Here is a 25,302-nt window from a genome sequence, read left to right as displayed (position 1 = left end):
GGCTAGCGCGGTAGGTGATCGCGAAAATCGCCGTCGTAGCAAAACAGGTCGAACCAGATCAGCCAATTGAGCAGGCACCACAACGGACGACCGTTGTCCATTTTTCGATCAAGGTGCGCTTGCCACATCGCCGCCACAACCGCGGGATCGAACACGCCGGACCGATCCAAGTGACGCTTGCTGAAATATTTTTCGGCCAGCGGTCGAAACGGCCCAAAAAACCACGTCGAGTGCGGCATCTCCAAACCCATGTTCGGGCGCTTGTAGATCTCCGGCGGTAACAGCGGCCGCATCGCCTCCTTTTCCAGGTACCGGCGACGCCATCCCTTGATGCGCTGCTTGGCCGGCACCTTGGCCACAAACTCGTGTAGAAAGCGGTCCATGAACGGAAAGCGCGCCTCGATCGAATGCGCCATAATTGTGCGGTCGTTCTTGACCATCAGGTCGCCGATGAAAAAGAAGCGAATATCAATCAGGCTGATTCGGTCCAGATCGTCCGCGAAATCGACGCGATCGAACAGACGGCGAAAGAGCCGCGAGGTTGAAGCATAGTCGGCGGGCCCACGCAGCAACTTCGCCTTTTGATCCTCGGTCAACACGTGCCGCCAAAACATGTGCGCTTCGGGCACGCCCATCTCCGCGCCGCGGCAAAAGCGCTTGGCGACGAAATCCAGGCTTAACTTGCGGTGCGACACAGGCATCCGCTGCACGATGGCATTAATCCCCCTGCGTAACGCCGCCGGGGATAACGAGCGATACGCCTTGCGTATCTTGTACGCCAAATGGGTTTCGTAGGCGTTGAAAACCTCGTCTCCGCCCTCGCCCGAGAGCAACACCGACACGTACTTCGTCGCTTCCTGCGCAAGCAGATAGGACGGCGTCGCCGCCCCGTCGCCGGAGGGTTCGTCCAACACCGCGTTACGCGCCAGCAGGTTCGCGGCGACCGCCTGCCCGTCCACGACGATTTCGTGATGTATTGGATGGTAACGGTCTACCGCGATTTGCTGGTATCGCCGCTCGTTGAAACTCGGCTCGTCCATCACGATCGAGAATGTGTGAATCTCCCGATCGGGTTCCAAATCGCGCGTGAGGGCGAGAATCGAAGTCGTGTCCACACCGCCCGACAATGTCAGTCCCAGCGGCGCGTCGGAAATCAAGTTGCGACGCACCGCCTCGCGCATTTCATCGCGCAGGGCAGCCGGCAGATCTCCGTTTGCCACTTCCGAATCCGGCTCGTAACGAATCTCGTGATAGGAGCGCTCTTCGTGCGTCCCGGCGGCCAAATCCACTTCGATCAGTCGGCCGCCCTGCGGTTCATACACCTGCTTGAACGGTGTGAGTGTTTCGGGAATGTACGCGAGCGAAAAATAATGATGGATGGCCTCGTGATCGAGTTCCGGCGAGAAACCCGGCAACTCGAAAAACGATTTTATCTCCGAGGCGAAATAAAGACGATCGCCCTGCCGCATGGTAAACAGCGGACGGATACCGTAGAAATCCCGCGCTAGATACGCCTTGCCGCGCGCCTGGTCGTACAGGCAAAACGCGAACATCCCGGTGAGATGGTCCAGAAAGGAAATGCCCAATTCTTCATACAGGTGAACCAACACCTCGGTGTCGGAATTCGATTTGAAGCGGTGGCGTTCATCCAGCGCGAAGTTCGTGCGCAGTTCGCGGAAGTTGGTCACCTCACCGTTGTACGCCAGCCATACCGTGCCGTCCTCGTTGGACATCGGCAGGTTCGCCTTGTCGGACAGATCGATGATTTTCAGCCGACTATTACCGAGCATCACGCGCCGGTCTTGAAAGTAGCCGGTATCGTCCGGGCCGCGGTGCCGCAGCATGTCGGCCATCGCCCTTACGCTCTGGCGATCATCTTCGTTGATTGGTGCACCCAGCGACAATGCGCCGGCGATCCCGCACATTACGCCTCCTTTCGAAATCGCCGGCTAAACCAACTACCCACGCCGGCCAATATGAGACCCAGAAGCGACCAATAGGACAAAATGTAACGGTCGACATTGTCTTCCATCGCATAGGTCGTGACAAACATAACCGCCGCCAAACCAACAACGAACCGCATCGCCTTTTTGTTCGGCCACTTCGTGTTCTCGGAGCACACCAAGCCCACCAGCACACAAAACCACAAATAGAAAGAGATGCAGTTGCAGACCACGACCATGAACATCGTCAACGCCACATTCTTCAGGTATCCCAACGGCTTTTGTTTGATCGTCGCGAGCGTCAAGTCCGTGACAATGCCGTCGGCTTCGTCGTTGGACCCGACCCGCTTCGCCACAGCCTTGAATATCGCGTGCATCGCCTCGTTCTTTTCCATTTCGAACATCCAAATCCAACCGTCTTCGGCCCACCCGCCTTCCTCGATCGTCTGCAGTGCAAGGTCGCGCCAGCGTGGTTCCGCCGGCGTGTCCTCATCAATCAGGTCGACAATCTTGATAGTCAGATTCCGCCCGGCGAAGCGACCCATCGTCACTTCACCCAGGCGTGATTGTTGGTAAAGCATCCACGGTAAAAGGAAAATCACCGACGTTGCCGCACACGCCGCCGCCAGGCCCACCCGGTATTGGCGCCGACCTCGCCAAACCCAGAAGATCAACGGGGGCATTGCCAAAACGGCTGCCAGGAAAACCGGCCGTGCCAAAGCGCAAAGCGCCACCGCCACGCCGACGGTCACGGCGTTTATCGGACGCGGCGCATTGCCCAGCTTCCGGACGACGAGCCAAATCACGAACGCCCAAATCGGCGTCGAAAGAGCCTCCGATAAAATGCTGTGCTCGGCCCCCAGTACCATCCACTCCGCGCTATAAGCAAACGCCAGAACGAACGCGGGCCGCGGTGCGAACACCGCCTCCGCAGCAAGGAAAACGAACACGACGCCGATCAAACCGAGCAGATGCTGCAATATGACCGCCGTCATCCAGTCGCCGCCACGCGCGAACACGGCGGCCAAAAATAGCGGATACAAGGGCGTGCGATATGCGTCGATTTGACGCCCGTCTTGGATTTTTTCGGCACGCTCGGAAAACGTGAGCGAGTCCGAGTGCTCGATTGGCGGTGCGACCAAAACCAACCCGACGCGCATTACCCCCGCAAACACGACCAACAGAACGAGCCAGCGCCACCGCGATGTCATCGCCGCTCCGCAAAATCCGGCGACACGTAGCAGCAACCCCAACAGGCGGGCAGTGTGCCGCGCTCCCGAATGCGCCGGCGAAAGGCGTGAAAGGCCGAGCCCCGCCATAGTTCGCGTAGTGATGTATCGCTCACGTTGCCCAGCCGCAGGCTGAGGCAGGGATACGCCTCGCCCAGCGGCGAAATCACGAGGTTGCCCCACGGGTTGAAACAAGGACGCAGACGGCGATCCAAGCGCTCGGGCGTTTCGAAGAAAAGCCGTACGTCGCGCTCGCCGCGAAAAGGCGGATAAAAACGAAAGCGCGTCCGCCCCTTGCGGCCCTCTTGCACCAACTTCGAAAACGTTTCCGCGAAGCGTTCTCGCGCGTTAGCTTCCTCGGGGCCGAACGGATAATGTCGCTCGAACGCCGCGTCGTCGATGGAATCGCGCAATTGCGGATTGAGCATCGCATCGTTTCGATAGACGAGCGAGAAGGTCATGATCTCCGCGTCCAACTTGTGGGCCATGTCGACCAACTCCGGTACGTGCTCGACATTGCCTTCGTCTACCGCAACCTTGAAATCCAACAACGGCCCGCGACCCGCCGCTCGCTTCTCTCTTTGCAGCGCCTCCAGGTTCGCCAGCGTCTTGGCGAACGCGCCGGGATGTCCGGTAAACGCGTCGTGATACGCCTCCGGCCCGTACAGCGCCGTGCCCAGCAGCAGCACGCGCCGCTCGATCAGCAACCGGCGAATCTCGGCATTCAACAACGTGGCGTTGCTTAATAGAATGATCGGCCGCACACGTCCCAGGCGATCAAGCAGCGTGGAGAAACCCTCCATCAACATCGGCTCGCCGCCGGTCAGCGTAATCAGCGTCCACGGTGGCGTCTCCAGCGCGATGCGCAACCAATCATCGACGGTCATCGTCTCCCGCGGGTACGATGCGACGCTTTCGCTGTCGCGCGACTGATAGCAGTGCTCGCAGCGGCAATTGCAGCGATAGGTGAGTTCGCATTCCAGCCGATAAGGCGGCAACAGGCCGCGGTCGCCCATCGCCCGCGAGGCGGCGTTATACCCGCGGGTCATCCAATCGAAGATACGATCGAGTCCGGGTACCGTGAGACGCCGCCTGCTACCCGGCATGCGAATGTGTTCGGTATTTCTTCGTTGCACAGTCTGCGTGTTTTTTCCTTAGGTGGGAGGGGGTGTCAAACGAAAGAAAAAAATCAGCGCGACTATTCTAGTCGAGTTTTTCGACGCTGCCCATACCGCTGATTTTCTGAATCACGTTCGACGGATTGCCTCGATAGCCAACCCGCCCCATTCCGCTAATCGCAACGTTGAGAGTTCCGGTCACAAAAACGGTGGTGTTGCTGATACCGCTTACGTCCACGCGCGCGTCGGCCGCTTCAAGGTTCCCGCCGTCAAATCCGCCGGTGCCGCTCGCGCTTACCGAAAGCTCTGACGCACTTCCCGACGCCACGACATTTCCCGTACCCTTGAGGACAAACGTAATCGCGCCGCCCGTTTTCCGCACATGTGTATAACCGGTGCCCGAATTGGTTACCGATCGCAACCGTGACGTCGTTACCGAAACACGCGCCGCGGTACCCGACCCCGATTTCTCGTCAATGACCAGCGTATCCCCGCTTCGCGTAAACTCGATGAGGCTGGCGTCGCCGCTTTCAACACTGCAACCTGGCGCTTTGCCCTCCACGATCGTCACGTTCATCGTGCCGCGAATCAACACCTTCGTGAAACTACCGCCGCACACCGCCACGTCCGCCGCGCCGCTGTGACCGGCGTCGCCATCCGCCGGCTCCGGCCGTGACATGCTTTGCTGCTGCCGCTGGACGATCACGACTTGCCCCTGCATGTCGCCTTGCGGCGGGGTCGGAACGGTTACCGGTGGCGGCGTCGGTTGGTATACGGGCGTGGCCACCGGCTGCGCGACCGGTCGGCGCACCGGTGTTGGAGACGGCCCGCCGGGCGCGTTGTTGTACGCCGCGCGCATGTTTTGCTCGCGGTCGGAACTGCTCGGATGCGTCGGGCTCGGCGGTGCCGGCGTGGCGCGAACGCAGTTGACGATTTCGTCGAGGCGCGCACCCATTCGCTTGAGTGTTCGCGCGGCGAAGGCATCGGCTTGGTACTCGCAACGCCACGCGTCCTGGCGTTGCATTTCGACCGTGTGGCCCTCCAGGTGGTGACCCAGTTCGTGCGCGAAAACGTAATACACACACCAGTTCGTGCCCGCCGCTTGATTCAATTGGGCCAGGAAATCCGGATTGTAGAGAATGATGCGCCGCCCATTGTGAAACGCCGCCAGGGCGCTGGGCACATTCGCCGGGTGAATCTCCGGCATGTTCGTCAACCCGGCCGTCCGCCCAATTTCCGCCAGAATCGCTTCGGCGGTGTTGCCCGCCGCCGGTAACGATGTCACGTGAAAGGAGTAACCAAAGGAAGACTGCAGCGTGATTCCCGGCCCGGCCGATTGGCACATGCCGTCCAGGCAGATGCCGCCGGGGCAATCCGCGTCGCTTTCACAAGACGCCGCCGCCACGCCCGCGAAGCAGGATGTTGCTAAAAGGACACAGGCGATCACCCAACCGTACCAAGCCGCTCGTCTCACGTTGCACGCCTCCTATTGGCGATTTTTCTACCTTTTATACTTGCGAAATTGGATTCCGGATATCTTGCGCGAAACGCCGCCGCCGCGCAAGCGAAGACCGGCCCGAGACCTACCGCTGCGCCTTGCGCCCCTTCACCGGGGCCAACGGCGCAGCCAATTTTTCGTAAAGCTTCAACAAAAAAGGCATGCGGCGTTGGTCGTCCGGGAAACGCGCTTGCCGATAGCAGCGATCCACGACGCGATCGAGCGCCTCGTGCGCCCGGTGAAGCGCGCGGGGCATCGCCAAGGGGTCGTACAAATCCGCCGGTGATTGATCGGGATATTGATCCCGCGCGGCCAACACCGCTGCCGCAGCTTTCTCCACTGCGGCGCTTTGCTTCTCGCTCGGCACCTGGGGCCATGGAAAGTTGTTGTACACCTGCCGCGTCGAATAGCGGAAATCCGACTTAATGCGCCCGCCGACATGCCGCAGCCATGCCATGTGCATCTCCGAACTCAGCACGCCGAAGTGGTACAACGACGCCTCGGGAATTGCCGAACAACTGTTGTGCAGGATGTTCTCCGGCTCAAAATACCCGAAGGGCACGTAATCCCGCCGCTCCGACGTATGTTGCGGCACGAGCACGAAACGAGTCGTGGGCTGGCGGATCTCCGCGAACAGCGCCGGTTGACCGGCCAGTTCCCGCGTGGCCGCTTTCTTGCTGGCCAGGCGAAACTCTCGGACCTTTCCGACCCGCTCCCGCAAACCACGAATCGAGCGGATGTCGGAGGGCTTGGCGTGCGGCAACCACAAACACCAGCGCTTGCGACCGTGCAGGTATTCCGCCGCGCTCAGCAGTGGTCGGAGGTATGGCGCGGCGTCCGGATATTGCGCCACGAAGTCCTGCCGCTGCTCTTCGGTGAGCAGCAAGTGACCGCCGTCGGCCGGTTTGCTGCCGTAGCCGCATTCCGGCACCGGACACAACGGCCGGGCGCGGGGAGGAACCGCGAGATCGTTTCCCTCCACCAAATAGGGGCTGATGTTCTTCGCTTCTGTAACCGTCAGCTTGTCGTTCTTCCCGTCGAATTCGTAGATGCGCTTGCCGCCCGTATCGAACGCGCCGAAACCGACGATCACCACGTGCACGTGCGCCTTGCCGCGGGCTTCGCTTTCCCACGGGAAGGTGCGGTAGGCAAAATGGATCTTCAAGCCGAAATCGCGAAACAACGGCGTCCACAGCGCGTCCGCTTGCTCGCCTTGGGTGATGGAATTGGTGGAAACAAAGGCGGCGCGAATGCGTGTTCCACCCGCGTATTCAGCCGCTTTTCGGTACCACGCCGTGACGTAGTCCAGCACGCCGCTGCGTTTGGCGTCGCCCCACACGTGGGCTGTTTCGCGGTTTTGTTCTTTGGTCATCAGCGACTTGCCGACAAAGGGCGGATTGCCCAGCACGTAACTGCATTGCCCGGCCGGCAACACCTCGTTCCAGTCCAGGAGGAGCGCGTTGCCGACCCTGATGCGGGCCGACTTCGCCAGCGGTAGCCGCATGAAATACGCCCCGAACTCATTGCTGAGCCGCCGGTTCATTTGATGGTCGACCAACCACATCGCCACTTCGGCGATCCGCGCCGGAAACTCGCTGATCTCGATGCCGCACATCGACTCCATGTCGATCAGCGTCAGGTTTTTGATGTCCAGTTCCTGCTGCCGCCCGCCGTGCAGTATTTTGATGACCTCCAGCTCAAGCAACCGCAATTCGCGATAGGTTACGACCAGGAAATTGCCGCAGCCGCACGCGGGGTCCAGGAATCGCAATCCCGCTAACGTTCGCTGGAACTCCTGTAATTTGCGTCGGTCGTGGCGGATTTTCTCGAACTGTGCGCGAAGTTCGTCCAAAAACAAGGCGCGGATCAGTTTGAGAATGTCGCGCTCGGACGTGTAGTGCCCGCCGATCCGCCGTCGTTCGCGGGGCTCCATCACCGACTGAAAAAGCGAGCCGAATATCGCTGGCGAAATCTGCGCCCAATGGAAATGCGCACAACGCAGCAGGGCCTCGCGCATCGCGCGATCCATCTCCGCGAATCCCAGGTCTTCACGAAACAACTCGCCGTTGACGTAGGGCAGGTTCATCAACGCGTCGTCGAGGCTCGTCTGGCGCTGCTCGCGCGGCGTGTTGAGCACGGCGAAAAAGCGGGCCAGTTGCGCGCCCAGGTCAAAGCCGTCTTGGCGCGTATAATTTTCGATGAACCGCGAGAAGGAATCCGTGTCGAAAATTCCCGTGTCTTCGGCAAACAGGCAAAACAAAATGCGCACCAGGAAGCGCTCGAGGCGGTGCCCGGAATACCCGCCGTCTTCCAGCGCGTCGTGCAGCTTCGCCATGATCTCCGCGGCGCGGATGTTGAGGGGGTCCTGCGGCTCCAAGCTGGCCTGCTTGAAACCGGCAATGAAACCGAACAAGTGCGCGTGCTCCGGCAACTCCGCCAGCGGAAATTCCACGACCCGCCCCGTCTCCAATTCGTGCAGCGCAATCCGCTCGAAATCGGAAACGATCACGTAGTCTGGCGCTTCCTCCTCGCGCCCTTCCCCCTGCAAATACTGGATGTAGTCAAAGGCCTGGCTCGCGGCGCGACCGAGATCCTTGCCCCGGCTCTTGTGCTCGACCAGCAGCGTGCCCTTCCAAAACAAGTCGATGAAGGACCATCGATCGCGCAGGTTGCGCACCGGCGCCTCGAACGACGCCACGGCCTTTCGATCCCTTCCGAACACGCGAAAGAAATCATCCCAGAAGCTCTTGGCTTCGGCGGCTTCGCGGCTTTCGTCTTTCCACCTGTGAACGAATTTCACGGCGCGCCGCTGCATTTCCCGCCAGTTGGTCGTCACCATCGCCGCGGCATCTCGAAGTCGGTTTCTACCATTGCCGGGGCGGCACCCAACCACCCAAATCTTCCTGCAGCGCCAAGGCCGCCGCGACCGTCAGGTGGTCGTTGCCGTGGGCCGCGCCCACCTGGACGCCGAGCGGTAATCCGGCTGCATTCAAACCCAGCGGCGTCTGCGTGACCGGGATTTCCAGCACATTGAGGATCGCCGTGTACACCCAATTGAAGGGCGGAAAGATCGGCTTGTGGTGGCGCGGCGCCGCCGTCGGATACGAGGGATACAGCAGCAACCCGTCTTCGCCCAGCCGCTGATTCATTTCCTGTTTCAGTTCGCGGCCCATCTCGGCAAATCGCCGGTAGCGTGCGGGCATCATCGCCGGGAGATTTTCCAACGCCGCCAGCACAATCGCCGGCAAGGTGTGATTCGACGCCCGCACCACCCACTTGAAAAACTCGCGGCCGGCGGAAATGGGGCCGTCGCGCCCGATCGTCTCCTTGAACGGCTCACTGCCCGATTCGTTCAGCAGCGCCGTCCAGATATCTCGCGACTTCTTGAACGCCGTAAACGTGCCCTCCGAAACCGTGGCGCCGCGTTTGGCCAGTGCCTCGGCCGCGCGGGCCTGCGCCTCCAACATATCCGCGGCGACCCGTACGACACCGTTCCCCTTGACCACAAGCACCTTCAGGCGGCTGAAATCGACCTGCGCCGGATCGCCCAGCGCGATTTCTTGGCAGCCTTCGTCCAGGCCGTCGGGTCCCTTCAACAACTGCAGCAGCGGCCAGATATCCTCGGCGCGCCGAGCCAACGGCCCGGTCGTCAAATAGCGCAACGCGGGCCCGGCGGCGATGGGATACTGGCCCGTATTCGGCACCAGGCCGCCGGACGCTTTGTGGCCGAACACGCCGTTGAAAAACGCCGGCATGCGAATCGATCCGCCGATGTCCGAACCCAAACCGAAGGGCGAACCGCCCGCCGCGATGATCGCCCCCTCCCCGCCGGAACTGCCTCCCACGATGTGCGCCGGGTTGTACGGGTTGTTCGTGCGGCCGTACACGTAGTTGCTCGACTCCATCCACATGCAGCCTTCCGACGTGTTGGTCACGCCCAGCGGTATCGCTCCCGCCGCGCGGATGCGGGCCACGGCCGTCGCGTCCTGGTCGGGCACGATGCCGCGCCGCGCCACGATGCCCGCCGTGTTGGGCATACCCGCGAACGCAAAGCACTCCTTGATGCTGCACGGTACGCCGAGAAAGGGCGGCAGGTCGTCCTTCTTTTTGGCTTCGCTCAGCTTGGCGTCGGCCGCTTGCGCCTCCTGCCGCGCCTGCTCAAAGCGATCCGCCACGACCGCGTTAAGCGTTGGGTTGACCTTCTGGATTTGCCGAATGTGGGCCTCGACGATCTCCACGGATGTCGCTTCGCCCTCGCGGATCAGCCGCGCCAGTTCCGTACCGGAAAGCTTGCACAGGTTTTCCATCGTGACCCTCGCTGGTTATCTAGTAGGTGCAAGCAATTTATGCCGCCCGCCGCGAGCGATCAAGCGTTGCCTGCAAATGAAGTCATGGGGTTGGGAGATTCGGGCGCGCCGTTTCCTGAACCTCATCCACGCTTCGCCCGCGTCTCACTTCATATCGCAATGGAAAGCCTGAATAAACAACGACAAATATACATCCACCCCCTCTTGCGTCGCCGCGGCGGTCGTGGTACATACCGCGGCCCACATAAGTGGGTTTTGGTTTTCTTAACGAAGGCCGGTGATTTGACCCGCTCGGTCGGTGTTTCGCCTCAGGCGGAATTCCCGGCGGGGATGACGATCCCGGCGACACGTAACCGGAGGAACATATGGTTACCATGAAGCAAATGCTGGAGGCCGGTGCGCATTTCGGCCACCAAACCCGCCGCTGGAACCCGAAAATGAAACCCTACATATTCGGGGCCCGCAACGGCATCTACATCATCGACCTGCAAAAAACCGTCGGCTACTTCAAGAATGCTTATGAAGCCGTCGTGCAGGCCGTCGCTAGCGGCGGGCGCGTGCTCTTCGTGGGCACGAAAAAGCAAGCCGCTGAAATCATCGAGGAAGAAGCAAGGCGTTGCGGCCAGTGGTACGTCAACAACCGCTGGCTCGGCGGTATGATGACCAACTTCGCGACGGTCAAAACCAGCGTCAAGCGTCTCAACGACTTGGTGGAGATGCGCGAGAAAGACAGTTGGGGACCGGTCACGAAAAAAGAGCAGATGAAGCTCATGAAGCAGTTGGTCAAACTCGAAAAAGGTCTCGGCGGCCTCGTAGAGATGGACCGCCTACCGTCCATCGTGTTCATCGTGGATCCGCGGCGGGAAGATATCGCCGTGCACGAAGCCAACAAACTGGGCATTCCCGTCGTGGCGGTCACCGACACCAACTGCGACCCCGAACCTATCGACTACATTATTCCCAGCAACGATGACGCCATCCGCGCCATCAAACTGTTCACCGGCGCGATCGCCGATGCCGTCCTCGAAGGCAAAACCCTGTTCGAAGAAAACCTTCGCATGCAGCGCCGGCAAAAAGAAGAATCGGACGCGCGGTCCCGCGCCGAGCAGCAAACCGCTCGCGTCGCCGAAACCGAGAAAATCAAACCGGCCGGCGACGACGCGCCGCCCGAGGGCGTGGCGATTGCGGTCAAACGCGCACGTCGCGAACCCGAGGCGAAAGCCGCCGAGACGAAAGCGGTCAAGGTGAAGACGGAAGAAACGGCGGCCAAACCAGTCGCCGAAAAAGCTCCGGCGGTATCCGATGTGGCCGAACCAGTCGCCGAAAAAGTTCCGGTGGAAACCGTCGCGGCCGAAACGGTCGCCGAAGAGGCTCCGGCCGAAAAGAAATCAGACGAATAATCACCACGCCCCCGCCGCGACCACCGGCCACGGCCGGGCGATTATGATTCTATGAAGGAGAAGACCATGGCTATTTCAGCGGCAATGGTAAAAGAACTCCGGGGAAAAACCGGTGTTGGCATGATGGATTGCAAAAAAGCGCTGCAGGAAAACGACGGCGACATGGAGAAGGCGATCGAGTGGCTGCGTAAAAAAGGTCTGTCCAAGGCGGCCAAACGCGCCGACCGCGCCACGAGTCACGGAGTGTTCGGCATCTTCGTGTCGGAATCCGGCGGTAAAATCGCTGTCGTCGAACTGAACTGCGAAACCGATTTCGTGGCCAAAAACGAAGACTTCGGCAAACTCGCCGACCAGTTCGCCGCCCACGTGGCCGCCACGGGCACCACCGACGCCGAGGCGTTGAAAAACGAGAAGTTCACCGCCGACCCTAATGTCACCGTCGGCGACGTGTTGGCTGAAAACCTGGCGAAAATCGGCGAAAGTATCAAAATCGGCCAGATCATCGTCTGGGAAACTCAAAGCGACGATGCCAAGCTCGGCATCTACGTTCACACCGGCGCCAGCGCTGTGGGCCTGACCGAGCTGACCGGCACGAGCGACAAAGACGTCGCCGAATTGGGCAAGCACCTGGGTATGCAGATCGTCGCGGCCCGGCCGACCTATCTGACGCCCGATGACGTACCCGAAGAAATCGTCGCCAAGGAAATTGAAATTTACCGGGAAGAAGCGCGCCAATCGGGCAAGCCCGAGAATATTCTGGACAAGATCGCGCAAGGCAAGCTCAACAAGTTCTATCAGGACATTTGCTTGATCAAGCAAACGTACGTGAAAGACCCGCAGGGCAAACAATCGGTTGAAAAGCTTCTGGCGGCCGAGGGCGTGGGCATCGCCCGTTTCACGCGGCTGGCAATCGGCTAACCGGTACATATCGAACGCGAAAGGCCGTCGTTCCTCGGGGCGACGGCCTTTTTTGTATACAAACGCGGAAACATTATTTCTACGGGCACTTTTCCGCCTTTCGGCTTTTGTTGCTGCATCATTGTAAAGATGTTATTATTATCAGGTTGGTATCCTTTCTGTTTCAGCCTTATGGAAAAGCCCTTCTGCACTCATTGGATCGCGATTTAATTGGTGAAATCGAAAAATAAATGACAACTGATAACAACCCAGCAACCGAGATTGCCCGCTTACGACAGCGCGTCGCCGAATTGGAATCGCAAATTGCAGCGCAGGCAACCGCCCCATGGTCCGAGCTAATCGGCCGGCAATTACTTGTTTCCGTTTTCGAACATTTCCCGTGGCCCGTCCAACTGTATTCGGCCGACGGGCATCACATCATGTCCAACAAGGCAACAGAGGCTTTTTTCGGCCGACTCCCACCGCAGGATTACAACTTCTTCGAAGATGAAGCGATCAACGCGTTGGGTATCACCAACGTGATACGCGATTTGATTGCTCGTCGGGAATCTTTTGTCGACCTCGGGGAGTATCCGTACAATATCGCCGAGGCCAATCCGCATCTTGAAGGGGCACCCGACCATGATCTGTGGTTGCGAACCATGCTGTTCGTCGACTATGACGCCGCCGGCCAAACGCGACATTTCGTGGTCATCCATCTTGATGTGTCCGAGAGCGTCAGGCAGGAAACGGGACGACGGCGCGTCGAAAACAAACTCCTTAGACAAGAGGAACTGACGCGTAATTTCATCGAACGAAACCCCTACTCCATTGTGGTCCACGACAGAAAAGGGCGGTTTCTGTTCGCCAACGCGAAGTTCTATGACTTGTTTTTCAACGGTCGTCGGCCGGAGCCGCCGGCGAATTGGACGATGTTCGACGACCCAACGCTTCAGGACCCGGCGTTGGCGTCGCAATTGAAAAAAATCTTCGGCGGTGAAATCGCGCACATGGAAACCGAGATAAGTTTCAACCCGGCCAAACTCACCGATCTGCAGGAATTGGCCGTGGATGTGCCGGACGAAACCCGCTTCTTGCACGTTACGATATTCGGAGTGAGCAGCCGAGAAGGTTCGGTGACGACGGTCGTCGCGATGCATGAAGACATTACCGACCGCAAGAAAATTGAAAAGCGGATTGCTAGCAAGCACAAGTTTCTCGACGCTATCATTGAACTCAATCCTTACGGCATCGCCGTGATGGATCGCGACGGTCATATTCAAAGCGTCAATGAGGCGTTCGTAAAGTTGTTCGGATTCTCCCCGGGCCCCGATTTCGACTGGAGGCTTTTCGAAGATCCGATCGCGGAGAAAGTCGGCTTAGCGCCGAAATTGCTCGCGTTGCGCGAAGGGAAGACCGTACGCATCAGCGACGGCTTTTTTTATAACCCGCGTCTAGTTTATCCCGGCGAATCGCAAGAAATTCCCGACGTGCCGCTGTGGTTGCGCGTCGTGGCGTTTCCGATCATGGACGAAGCCGGCGAGTTGGCCAACATCGTGGTGATGTATGAGGACATCACGGAGCAGCAGAATTTGGCCGCACAACAAGAGTCAATGCGCGCCCAAATTCAGGAAATGCAGAAGCTCGAGGCGCTGAGCACGATGGCCAGCGGGATCGCGCATGATTTCAACACCGTGCTCTCGGTGATCAAGGGCTTTGCCGAAGTTTCAGAGGAACTCGCGGAAAGCCCGCGGTTGCTTCGTTGCCAACAGCAGATCCTTGCCGCCACCAAACGCGCCGGCGACTTGGTCGATAAAATGATGATCTTCAGCCGCCGTGTCGTATCCGAGCGACGCCCCCTGCCGCTGCAAAAAACCGTCGCAGAAGCCATGGAATTGCTTACCGGTTATTTCCCGGCAACGATTCGCGTCAAACGGGACATGCAACTGGAAGACGGCTTCGTGATCGCCGATACCACCGAAATCCACCAGGTGCTGTTCAACTTGTGCATCAACGCCTACGAAGCCATGGCCGACACCGGCGGCCGTTTGACCGTCTCGCTGCGGCCGTGCGACCTGTCCGATCCGCTCCCGGCCGAGTTGCCGGACGGCAGATACTGCCGCCTGTCGGTACGCGACACGGGCGCCGGAATGGACGAAGAAACGAAACAGCGGGTCTTCGAACCCTTTTTCTCAACCAAAGCCATCGGTCAAGGATGCGGCATGGGATTGGCGGTCGTGCACGGCATCGTGCAGGCATGTGGCGGGCACGTTGTCGTGGGAAGTGAACTCGGAAAGGGAACCTCGTTTCACGTCTACCTCCCGCTGATCGAAGCGTGTGAAATCGTCGAAGCGGACCACGGAGAAGAGGCGCCGCGCGGAACCGGACACATTCTGCTGGTCGACGACGAGCCTTCGGTTGTCGAGTCCATGTCCATGAACCTGGAACGGCTCGGGTATTCGGTGACGTCCTGTCTCAAAGGAAATGAAGCGGCGCGACGTCTGGAAGCCGAACCGGAAGCTTTTGACTTGCTTATCACCGACCAGGTGATGTCGGATCTTTCCGGCATCGAGCTAAGCCGCATCGTGCACCGGCACAGTCCGCAGTTGCCGATTCTCATTGTCAGCGCCTTCGAAAAACCGGAGGTTCTGGCAGCCATTGAAGCATCGCCGAATGTGGGTTTTCTACACAAACCGTTTGCCACTGTGACGATCGCGAAAACGATCCGAGATATTTTAACTGCCGCAAAGGAGAATTTGAATGCCGGCCATCCTCATCATTGACGACGACCCGCAAATGGCCGAAGTCCTGCTCCAATACCTCGACCTCGCGGGCTACGATGATGTCGTGACCGCCACCGACGCCAAGGAAGCTGTGCATTGGTGTGAGACCAGGAAGTTCGACTTGATCGTGACCGACATTCTCATGCCCGATATGGACGGGATGGAAGTGATCCTCAAGCTGCGCGTCGATCAAAAAGTCGATACACCGATCATAGCCATTTCCGGCGGCGGCAAATTCAACCGCGCGGCGGAGGTGTTGAACTGGGCGAAGCACCTCGGCATAAGCTGCACGCTTAGCAAGCCGATCGACCGACGTGAATTCATCACAAAAGTGACGGAATTGCTTGGCGATAAAAGAACGTCATAAAAAAGGCCGAGCCCCAAGACCCGGCCTTCGTCGCTGCGTCGCTGGTTGGTTCTAGAATTCCGGCGGTGTGTAGGTCATTCCGAAGTACGCCGTCCAGTAGTCGCTGTTCGCACCGTCCGTGTTCCAATACAGCGCTTCCAATCCGACACCGGCAATCTCCGGCAGGCCAATGGGCAACTCGCCAAGCACCAAATTGATCAGGCCGCCGAGCAGATCCGGCACCCAAGTCGTAAGCAGGTCCAACACCGGCGAGGCGTCGGATACTGGATTGTAGAGGTACCGCACGTCGAACATCAGCGCGGGCAGTGAAACGACCAGCTTGCCGGCCTCGTCAGGGTCGGCGTCCAGCGCAAATACCAGGTCGAAACTGAGCCCCATCGCGCGCCATGCGGCCTCGCCTTCCGGATGCAGGTACACGTCCATGCGCCAATCGGGGATCCGCAGCGCGAGACTGCCGTCGGCACCCGGCACCGCCACCGGTACGGCCATCGGCGTCAGCACCAGGCTGGCCGTCGTTTCCGGATCGACACTGCCCAGAGCGGGGAAGATGATCGCCAGCGTGCCCGCGTTGAGTTCCAGCTCGATCACATCCGGCTGAGTGCCCGCCGCGCCCAGGGCCAACTCCAGCAGGCCGCTGTCGGCCACGCCCAACATCACCTTGTTGAGGATGTCGTCACCCAGAGAAAATCCGAAACCGAAATCCGTCGCCGCCTGTGGCCGTCCGGCCAGGAAGTTGGGCGGATCACCGTCCGTGAAACGCGATGAGCCCGGCCACGGCAAGTCGAGCGGCGGATCGGTCAAGTAAGCATTGAGGTCGAAACCGGCGATCAACGCCCCGGCGCCGACGTCGATGGTGGTCAGCGCGAGTTCCAAGTCGAAGCCGATCAAGGTCGTCTGGATTTCCAGCGCCGCCAGAATGTCTTCCAACGCGCCGGGCAACGTGTCGCTGATCAGGCCTTCCACCGCGCCTTCCACGACGCCCAGAATAAGTTCGACGATCCCCGCCGGCAGGATGCCTTCGACGGTCAGGTCTTCGTGGCTCAGATCGAAATCGGTGATGCTCACCGTCGCCGCGCCGTCCTCGACCAGCAAGTCGGCCAGCCCTTGGAAGTTGAAGGAGCCGACGGTCATTTCGAATTCGAGCGGCAACGCACCGATGGTCGCCCGCAGGCCGAATACCACGTCGGTCAACGCGCCCTGGAAGCCCAGCCCCGTTTCCAGAAACGCCGCGTTGAAGGTCGCTCCGTCGATCGCCGCGCTGGTGATTTCCACCGTGAGTGTTTCGGAATCGACGATGGGGTTGAGCGGCTCAATCACCGGCATGAGGTCCAGGTCGCTCAGCAACTCGCTGATCAACGCGCCCACCACGGCCAGCGCGTCGTCGCCCAAGGTCAGGAAGAATGCGTCCGCGGCCGTCTCCGCCCGGTCCAGGCCCACGCCCTGCACGACGACGATCTTGTCGGCGCCGAAGACATCGGCCTCGGGAGATGTGGCCACGTAAATCGGCAACACAGGTTCGCCGGTCTCAAATGCGACCGTCGCTTGAAACGCGCCCGCGTTGACGTCGACCGCCTCGCCGTTGATCAACACTTGATCCGCATCGGAGCCGGTCACGCTGCCTTGCACGACGACTTGCGATGCGTCGATGAACGCGCCCGGCGCCGGCGATACAATATTTACCGTCGCGGTCGGTAGGTCCTCGTTCCATGGCTCGGTATAGTCGGGCGGTTCGGAAGTATCGTCATCGTCGGTGACGATGTCATCGCCGCCGTCGTCAGAATCGTCCTCGTCCTTGGCGCATCCAACAACGAACAAAAGAGAGCAGATAATCAAAAAGACAATACATATCCGCCGCATAGGTAAGCCTCCTTCCCAAAAACGCCGCTCTATGCTACACCATTGTTCGTTCTTGCCAAGCCGTAATCCGAGCAAAGGACGCGGGCCGTCAGCGCCGGCGTCGAGGAGGCCTTCCATGCGGCAAAAAAGTTTAATCGTTTTTGGTTTTTTGGTTTTGGTAATGCTCATCTCCGGCTGCGCGGACGACGGTTTCGACCTCGACGACCAAGCGGCGGCGAGCATAACCCGTATCCACACCGACAAAACGTATCTCCGCGATGCCGAAGGTCGCTACCTGCTCGTGCACGGCACCAATGTCAGTTGCGCCAGCAAGTACCCCGCTAAGCTCGACCCCATCTCGTATGTCGGCAAGCCCTTCCCGCTTGAAGAAGCGGACAAGAACTTCCAACAGTTGCGCGACATGGGCTTCAACACCATTCGTTTGTTGACGATCTGGGAAGCCATCGAGCCCTTCGCCAGCGGCGAATACGACGAAGAGTATCTCGACTATTTCGAGCAAATCGTCGCCAAGGCCAACGAGTACGGAATCTACTGCCTCATCGACATGCACCAGGATCTCTTCTCGCGCTGGATGCGCAAGTTCTATGTCGACGCCAACCCGCCCGGCGTCAACGCCCTGGAAGCGATTCCCGGTTTGGATGACTTCGCCTCGCCGCAATACAACAACGTCATCCAGGGAGACGGCGCGCCGCGTTGGGCCGTCGCTTTGACGCTGCCGGAGAAAGACGTCGGCGGTTCGCAATGGGGCCTGCCCATGTGGGACGCCGACGACCGCACCCGCACCACCGATGTTCCCGCGCTGCATTGGGGCGTGGCGAATTTTCTCTCGGTGGATATCGCCCGCGCCTTTGCCACCTTTTTCGCCGGGCGTGAGATTTATCCGGACTACATGGTCGAAGGCAAGAACGTGCAGGACTACCTGCAGGATTCCTACGCGAACGCGTGGGTCGCGCTGGTGGAGCGCATCGGCAAGTACCCCAACGTGCTGGGCTACGACATCATGAACGAGCCACTGGGCTTGTACATCGCCTTCATGATCAACGCGCTGCTCTACCAAGAAGCGAAGATGACCGCCAACGGCGAACTCACCGAGGCGCAGGTTGAATTCCAAGTGGACGTTGTGCTCGAGAAGCTGCACAACCTCAACATGCCTCCCAAGGACCTGCGCTACCTGCGGCGACTCCTGCTCACCAAACAAAACCTGCCGCGGACGCCCGAGGAATTCGCCGCCGCCGGCTTCCCCCTCGACCCCGCCGCAAGCAACGCCTACGCGCCCAACGTCGACGGCGTGCTGGCGCTGAGCCTCAATTTCAACCGCAACTTCCTGCAACCCTTCCACAGCAAGGTCGGTCAGGCGATTCAGGAAATCGATCCCGACGCCGTGCTGTACGTTGAAGGCTCGCTCGGCGCGGACGACACCGCCGGCATTTTCGGTTTCTACGCCACGCCGATGCGCCACCCGGAAGGATTGGAGCAAATCGTTTTCGCGCCGCACGTCTACGCCGACGTCTACCCCTTCGTGCTCTCCTACAACCCCGAACCGCGGGAATTCACGACCGACGAAATCATGTTCCGCGATTACACCGATCTCATCCTCGGCGCGATCGGCCTCGCCGCGTTCGGCATGGGCAATCCGCCGGTCCTGCTGGGTGAATTCGGCACGTACTTCAATCTCAACGGCATCGAAGACGCGGTCGCGACCGATTTCATCGTGCCCGCTGCCGTCCTGGACAACTACTACGAGGTACACGAGGAAAACCTGATCAACCGCACCGTGTGGTGCTACTCGCCCGACAACTGGTTGGCTTGGGGCGAAGGCTGGAACCAAGAAGACTTTTCGATTCTCGGCGCCGATGAAACGCCGCGCGCGGACGATGCGTACACCCGCGTCACGCCGCGCTTCACCTCCGGCCGCCTGATTTCCTACAAGTACAACTCGCCGCTCGCCTACTACGAGCCGCGCGAGGGCGTGCCCACGCCGATCAAGGAATTCAACATGGAGATGGCCGGCCTGGAAAGCGCCGCGCCGACTGAAATCACCGTGCCGCGCCGCAAGTATCCCGACGGATTTTACGTCTACGTCTCCGACGGCAAATGCTACTACGACGCCACGCGGAACATCTTGTACTGGTTCCCCTCCAACGACGACCCCGAAGCGACACACACCATTCGCATCCGACCACCATGGGAGGATTACGGCGACCGAGATTGGAACTACTTCTTTAAAGACGATCAAGTTGTGGAGGGACGGTCATGAGACGCTTCATCACGCTTATCGCACTCGCGTTCTTGTTGTTCGCCTTCTTCACGCCGACCGCCGCCGCGCAGGAAGATAACCTCGCCGACGAGAAGATGTTCGCGATGGTGCCGATGATTCACCTCGACTTTAAGAATTTCTTTCTGTATCAGAACGACCGCGACTTCGACCGCGGCAAGGCTCTGTACGACGAGAACAAGCAAACGGTCGGCTACTTCGCCACCACGCTGACGCCCGCGCTGACGTGGAATCCCATCGAGGAAGTGACGCTGCAATACACCGTGCAGATCGGCGAAAACCTGTGGAGTCGCAACGACGCCGAGCAGCGCAACCCTGCCGCGGCCGACGTGCCCACCTTCCTGCACAAGGAAATCTGGAGCAGCGTCCGACTGCCCGGCGACCTGTTCGTGCAAGCCGGGTACAAGCACGTCAACGACCCCACGCGGCTCTTCCTCGATCGCGACATCGGTGCGGTCACGCTGGGCTGGATGTGGGACGCCGACGCCCAATGGGTGCGCCTGAGTTTCGGGCAAATTCCCGATGGCGTGTTTGAAAACACCACCGCCGAATTGCCCGCTTCGGAATTCGAGCAGAACAACTTCGAAAACGATGTGTTCGTGTACGCGGCGGAGAGCCGCCTGCTGGCCGGATCGTGGTCGCTGAACCCGGCTGTTTTCGGCCTGACGGACAAAAGCGAAATCGGCCGCGAAATGAATCTGTTGACCTCCGCGTTCAACGCCGCCGGCCCCGCCGGACCGGTCGCGCTCAGCTTCGACATCGCCGGGCAATGGGGGCTCCACCGAAACGGCGGCATCGATAACCGCGACGTCGACATGGCCGGGTACGCCGCCCAGGTGAGCGCCCGCATGATGATGCAGCATTTCGGGTGGCGTCTAAATCTGCTGGGCTTCTCGGCCGATGACGGCGACAAGAACGACCTGCTCGACACCGGCTTCACGTATTCCGGTTTCTCCCGCAGCAGCACCGTCGTGCTTTCGGAAAACGAACTGCAGGACCAGTATGACAACCTCGACGAACGCGTCGCTGCGCAACGAGCCGGGCTCTTCCTGGCCGACCTGCGCTTGTCGGCCATGCCGGTTCCGTCGCTGGAGTTTTTCGTCTCCGGCGGTTACGGCCGCGTCCTGGAAACCAAGAACCTGGACGATGACGCCACGGTCGGCACCGAAATCAACGGCGGGGTCGTGTGGAGCATGTATCACGATATCGTGGACATGACGGTGCTGGGTGGCGGCGTGCTGCCCGGCAAATCCGGCGCGATGGTCAAAAACGAAATCGACCCCGAGGCCACCGATTCCATCTACTACGGCCAGGCGTTGATGGGAGTTCACTTCTAGACCGGAGCCGCAACGCCGAGCCGATGCCGCCGGTTCTTGGCGGCTTTCGCCTGTCGCGATTCGTGAAACCGTTTAGCGCTGCGTATAAAAAAGCAGCCGCCGAAACCGGCGGCCGCTTTGGGAAAACTTCGCGAGAAGAATCTATTTCGACTTGATCAGCAGCGTGGCGACGCCCTTGTCGTATCCCAACGCTTTAACCGACACGAGCTTACCCAGGTCGGTTTGGAAGTCGCCGAGGCGAACGGGGCGCAGTTTGGCCGCCGAGTCAATCAGCCGGTGCAGGTCGGCCTTGTCGAAATAAATGTTGCCCCATTCGGTCGACAACGCATAGTTTCGTACCAATTTCGAAATCAAGACGTCGACGGTTTGTGTTTCCTCGGCGGCGGCCAGGGAAACGATCGACATCAGCAGCGCCAGGGCGCACAACAAAGCGACTTTTTTCATTCCGAATTCCTCCGGCTGGTGTAAGCTCGTCTTTCCATACCAGATATCGGCGCTTACCGTCAAGTTTTGCCGACACCTTTCGGTCATTTAACCAAATGCCCCGTAACACGGATTTTCGGGATGCTGAAAAGCAACACGTTGAATTCGCTGAATTCCACTTCCAAATTGGTCACGCCCCTTGCCTGGCGCTCGTCGATCAGCGCCGCGATCATTCGATTGGGCTCCGGAACGTTGATGGGAATCGTCAGCAAGCGAAAGCCGTAGCGGGTCTGCGTGAAAAACTCGTCCCGTTGCAGGCCCTCGGCTTTCATGTCCGCGGCTGTGTAAAGCTTTTCCGGCATCGCCTGCTTTTGGTAGTACGCGCAACCGGTGACCAGGAAAATCGCCAGCAACAAGATCATCGCGATACGTTTCATCATCCACTCCCGTGATTGCGAAAACAGTTTGTTTCACCTAGCATCCCAACCAAATAAGCATAACGTCAACTTGGTAAGAGGCAATGCGACACTGGGTTTTGGCCATTGCGCTGTTCGCGGCTTGCGCAGCGCTGTTTTCGCTGCCCGCGTCCCTGGATTGGACCGAGGTGGCCGTCGGCGCGCCCGAAAGCGACGCCTACAACAGCCTTTGGATCCTCTGGGCCGTTCCCGAAGCGTTGCGCAGCGCGGAGGTCTCGCTCGGCGATTTCTCGTACTTGGTCGACCCCGCCGGGGCCAACCTGTGGCCCCACCTGGGCAATGTGCTCTATCCCGTCATCCTCGCGCCGATCACCTGGTGGAAAGGCCCCATCGCCGCGGCCAACGTCGGCTTGATCTTGGTTCTATTCCTCAATTGCTTTTGCGCTTACCTGTTTTTGCAGCACGTCGTGGGTGATCTACCTTCGGCGCTGCCGCCCGCCGTCGGCTTCGGTGTTGGTTCGTTCGTGCTGGCCGAGGCGGCATACGGCAACGTCGAACTGGCCGGCGTATTCGTCGTCCCTCTGGCGGCATGGGCGATCGTGCGCTCCTGCGACGAACCCGGTTGGCGCCGCGCCCTATGGATGACCGCGGCCCTGCTTCTGGCCGCCCTGTGGAACGCCTACTACGGCATGGCGGTTTTCGTTTTCGCCGTCCTGGCCGCCGGTTGGGCCGTGTTCTCCGATCGCACGAAGCGACCCCTTTGGTTTACCGGCGGCGCGTTGCTCGCCGCATCAGCAATGCTGCTACCGGTGGCGTTGTGGTTGTCGCGACAGGTCGACGCCGCCGCACCCGCGGGCGGTTGGCAGGCGGTGGGCGCTCATCTGGACTTGCTGGAGCCGATCTTTTTCGCGCGAAATTATCCCAACACCGTCCCGTATTTCCTGTTGCTGCTCGCGGTCGGTGTGACCGTCACTAAGCGGCGCCGCGATACGCTTTTCTGGTGGGTGGCGGCGGGCGTCTTTTTCCTCTTCGCCCTCGGCGAGTCCATTCACGTGTACGGCCACGACACCGGGTTGCCGGGGCCCTATCGACTGCTTTCGTGGTTGCCGGGCATGGAGCGGGCGCGCTGGCCGTATCGCTTCGTGATCCTTTCGCAACTTGCGGTCGCGGTGATCGCCGCCCATGCGGTGCGCGGTGTGCTGGAATATCTCGACACCGGCGGGGGGCGTGGCGAGCGGCGTTTTACCGGGCTGCTGGTGCTGCTGGCGCTGGCGGTGTCATTTTTCTTGGTGCCGCATCCGGGCCTTAAAACCGACGCCCCCGAGCCCTACGGCGCGGTGCACGAACACGGTCCGGGCGCGGTGTTGGAACTGCCCGCAAGCCTTGATTTTCACGTTAACAGCCGCAACCTCTTCTACCAAACCGTCCACCGCCACCCGGTGCTCGCAGCCAAGCCGTTTCCGGATTACCCGCCGGGATTTGCCGCTGCGGCCGTCGACGCGGTCCCGGCATTGGCGGCCATCGACAAGATCGATCTCGACCTGCCCGCGCTGGTCGGCGTTGACGCGCCCGCGTTTCGCAACGACTTGAAAAAGCTGGGAGTTCGCTACGTTGCACTGCATTTCCTGGAACTCAACGACGCGCGCCGCGAGCCGTTCAAAACCTGGCTCGCCGAAACCTTCGGCCCACCAGTCCGCTCCGGCGACACCGTCTTGATGTACCTGGTGCGCTGATGCCGATTCGCGTCGACGGCTTGACCCTAACGCTCAACGGCTCGGAAAAATCGCTGCGCCGACGCCTCGCCAAGCGCCTGGACGTGCCCACCGGCCGCGTGGTCGCCTACCGCATCCTTCGTAAGTCCTTGGATGCGCGAAACAAAAGCCGCATCCGCTGGGTGTACTCGGTGCAAGTGATCGGCGAGGACGAGCGCGAAATCCTCAGCCGTTTCCGCGACGATCCCCACGTCACCCCGGCGTTGGAATCGCGCGAGCCGCTCGTCATCCCCCGTGTGGAACGAGCTTACCGGCCGCTGGTGGTCGGCAGTGGCCCGGCCGGCCTGTTCGCGGCGGAATTTTTGGCCCGCGCCGGCGCCCCGCCGTTGATCCTCGAACGCGGCAAACCCGTGGACGAACGAAATGAAGACGTGGCGGCGCTCGTGCAGGCCGGAGAACTGGATCCGGAGAGCAACATCTGCTTCGGCGAAGGGGGTGCCGGAACCTACAGTGACGGCAAGCTCTACACCCGCGGAAACGACCCGCTGATACGTCATGTGTACGAGAAATTCGCTAATTTTGGGGCTCCCGGACACATTTTGTATGACACCGCGCCACATTTAGGGTCCGATCGATTACCGAATTACGTTGTAAGCTTCCGAAAGACACTAATCGAACTAGGTGTGGAATACCGTTTTCGGTCGAAAGTAGTCGACATTATGGTCGAAGACGGTCGCGCCCACGGGGTCGTTTTGGCCGACGGAAGTGAGATTGAATCCGACCTGATCGTGCTGGCCGTGGGCCACAGCGCCGATGATCTCGTCCGAAAACTTGCCGCCCGCGGCGTGGCGGTTCAGAGCAAGGGCTTCGCCGTGGGGGCGCGCATCGAACACCCGCAACAGCTTATCGACAAAGTCCAATACGGTCGCGCCGCCGGGCACCCAAAACTGCCCCCGGCGAGCTATCGCCTCACCCATCGCACAAAAAACGGGCGCGGCGTGTACTCGTTTTGCATGTGTCCGGGCGGCGAAATACTGCCCAGCGGCACCGATACCGCGCACTTGGTGATCAACGGCGGCAGCCCGGCGGGTCGGGACGGCATCCGGGCCAACTCGGCGATTGTGGTGTCGGTTGACGAAAACGATTTCGGCGACGAACCGCTGGCCGGCTTGGAGTTTCGTGAGCGCATCGAAATGGCCGCGGCCCAAGCGGTCACCGCCGGATCGTGCACGGCCCCGGCGCAGAAGGTACTCGACTTCCTCATGGGAGAAGTCAGCGAGCATTTGCCGCCGACCTCTTATGGACCGGGCGTGGAAGCTGCTGATCTAAAAGCAATATTTCCGCCTTTCATAGCCGAAGCGATAGCCGACGCGCTCGTGTCCTGGGACCGCCAACTGCGCGGTTTCGCCGGGGGGCGGGCGGTGCTGGTCGGTGTGGAGACGCGCACCAGCAGCCCGTGGCGTCTCACCCGTGACGAGCATTACCACGCCTTGGGTGCTCGCGGATTGGTCGTGTGCGGCGAGGGTTCCGGTTACGCCGGGGGCATCGCTTCGAGCGCCGTGGACGGCATCAAGGCGGTGTTGGCGCAAAAATAGCGAACGAAAGTTCCGTACGGTCGACGTGCAGCAGGATGAACAGACGCTTCCCAAGGAACTCAAGCGGCAGCTAAAAGGCGTCGGCCACCCCAATTAGGCCGCAAAAAAGGCCCGCCCGAAGGCAGGCCCGACCTCAATAAGCCTG

Annotated in this window: 16 protein-coding genes and 1 pseudogene; 8 read left to right on the top strand and 9 right to left on the bottom strand. The window is 60.2% G+C overall.

Translation table 11 applies throughout. From position 1 onward, the window contains the following. Positions 1-2: 2 nt before the first annotated feature. The 6 genes from asnB to P9L99_08335 form a co-directional block, all read right to left on the bottom strand. Complete coding sequence (gene asnB / locus P9L99_08360) at positions 3-1,925, bottom strand: asparagine synthase (glutamine-hydrolyzing) (GenBank protein ID MDP8223356.1); 1,923 nt, start codon at positions 1,923-1,925, stop codon at positions 3-5. After that, positions 1,925-3,154, bottom strand: a complete 1,230-nt coding sequence (locus tag P9L99_08355; protein MDP8223355.1) for a hypothetical protein — start codon at positions 3,152-3,154, stop codon at positions 1,925-1,927. The genes asnB and P9L99_08355 overlap by 1 nt, the downstream gene beginning before the upstream one ends. Continuing rightward, positions 3,151-4,308, bottom strand: coding sequence for a radical SAM protein (locus P9L99_08350; GenBank protein ID MDP8223354.1), 1,158 nt, complete (start codon positions 4,306-4,308; stop codon positions 3,151-3,153). Before P9L99_08350 ends, P9L99_08355 begins: the two co-directional genes overlap by 4 nt. Positions 4,309-4,375: 67 nt before the next feature. Next, on the bottom strand, positions 4,376-5,764 hold the full coding sequence (locus P9L99_08345; protein ID MDP8223353.1) for a DUF2807 domain-containing protein: 1,389 nt from the start codon (positions 5,762-5,764) through the stop codon (positions 4,376-4,378). Positions 5,765-5,873: 109 nt separating this feature from the next. Beyond that, positions 5,874-8,627 carry a hypothetical protein gene (locus tag P9L99_08340; GenBank protein ID MDP8223352.1) on the bottom strand — a complete coding sequence of 918 codons (2,754 nt, stop codon included), beginning with the start codon at positions 8,625-8,627 and terminating at the stop codon, positions 5,874-5,876. 25 nt (positions 8,628-8,652) lie between these two features. Continuing rightward, the gene (locus P9L99_08335) at positions 8,653-10,095 is read right to left on the bottom strand and encodes an amidase (GenBank protein ID MDP8223351.1); all 1,443 of its coding nucleotides are present in this window, start codon (positions 10,093-10,095) and stop codon (positions 8,653-8,655) included. A gap of 365 nt (positions 10,096-10,460) precedes the next feature. Here P9L99_08335 and rpsB point away from each other — a divergent pair. From rpsB to P9L99_08315, 4 genes and pseudogenes are all read left to right on the top strand, one after another. Further along, positions 10,461-11,132 (top strand): annotated as a pseudogene (gene rpsB / locus P9L99_08330) (30S ribosomal protein S2). A 429-nt stretch (positions 11,133-11,561) separates the two neighbouring features. Next, positions 11,562-12,413: a translation elongation factor Ts gene (gene tsf, locus P9L99_08325; protein ID MDP8223350.1), complete on the top strand. Its 852-nt coding sequence runs from the start codon at positions 11,562-11,564 to the stop codon at positions 12,411-12,413. A gap of 230 nt (positions 12,414-12,643) precedes the next feature. After that, the gene (locus P9L99_08320) at positions 12,644-15,175 is read left to right on the top strand and encodes a PAS domain S-box protein (protein MDP8223349.1); all 2,532 of its coding nucleotides are present in this window, start codon (positions 12,644-12,646) and stop codon (positions 15,173-15,175) included. Further along, entirely contained in the window at positions 15,153-15,542 is a 390-nt protein-coding gene (locus tag P9L99_08315) for a response regulator (GenBank protein ID MDP8223348.1), read from the top strand. The genes P9L99_08320 and P9L99_08315 overlap by 23 nt, the downstream gene beginning before the upstream one ends. Positions 15,543-15,593: 51 nt before the next feature. Here P9L99_08315 and P9L99_08310 read toward each other — a convergent pair whose 3' ends face one another. Next, entirely contained in the window at positions 15,594-17,399 is a 1,806-nt protein-coding gene (locus P9L99_08310) for a hypothetical protein (GenBank protein ID MDP8223347.1), read from the bottom strand. A 115-nt stretch (positions 17,400-17,514) separates the two neighbouring features. Between P9L99_08310 and P9L99_08305 the strand changes: the two genes are divergently transcribed. Next, a complete protein-coding gene (locus P9L99_08305) occupies positions 17,515-19,656 on the top strand; it encodes a cellulase family glycosylhydrolase (GenBank protein ID MDP8223346.1) in 2,142 nt (713 codons plus the stop codon). Further along, positions 19,653-21,011 carry a hypothetical protein gene (locus tag P9L99_08300; protein MDP8223345.1) on the top strand — a complete coding sequence of 453 codons (1,359 nt, stop codon included), beginning with the start codon at positions 19,653-19,655 and terminating at the stop codon, positions 21,009-21,011. The genes P9L99_08305 and P9L99_08300 overlap by 4 nt, the downstream gene beginning before the upstream one ends. Positions 21,012-21,152: 141 nt before the next feature. Here P9L99_08300 and P9L99_08295 read toward each other — a convergent pair whose 3' ends face one another. Beyond that, positions 21,153-21,455, bottom strand: a complete 303-nt coding sequence (locus tag P9L99_08295; GenBank protein ID MDP8223344.1) for a hypothetical protein — start codon at positions 21,453-21,455, stop codon at positions 21,153-21,155. A gap of 83 nt (positions 21,456-21,538) precedes the next feature. Then, the gene (locus P9L99_08290; protein ID MDP8223343.1) at positions 21,539-21,871 is read right to left on the bottom strand and encodes a hypothetical protein; all 333 of its coding nucleotides are present in this window, start codon (positions 21,869-21,871) and stop codon (positions 21,539-21,541) included. An 83-nt stretch (positions 21,872-21,954) separates the two neighbouring features. Here P9L99_08290 and P9L99_08285 point away from each other — a divergent pair, with 83 nt between their 5' ends. Both P9L99_08285 and P9L99_08280 read left to right on the top strand, forming a co-directional pair. Next, the gene (locus P9L99_08285; protein ID MDP8223342.1) at positions 21,955-23,583 is read left to right on the top strand and encodes a hypothetical protein; all 1,629 of its coding nucleotides are present in this window, start codon (positions 21,955-21,957) and stop codon (positions 23,581-23,583) included. Then, complete coding sequence (locus P9L99_08280; protein ID MDP8223341.1) at positions 23,583-25,157, top strand: FAD-dependent oxidoreductase; 1,575 nt, start codon at positions 23,583-23,585, stop codon at positions 25,155-25,157. The genes P9L99_08285 and P9L99_08280 overlap by 1 nt, the downstream gene beginning before the upstream one ends. The last annotated feature ends 145 nt before the right edge of the window (positions 25,158-25,302 follow it).

It is taken from the genome of Candidatus Lernaella stagnicola (assembly GCA_030765525.1).
GTDB lineage: Bacteria > Lernaellota > Lernaellaia > Lernaellales > Lernaellaceae > Lernaella > Lernaella stagnicola.
Note: the sequence above shows the minus strand (reverse complement) of the source record. Positions and strands in the feature narration are given on the sequence as shown.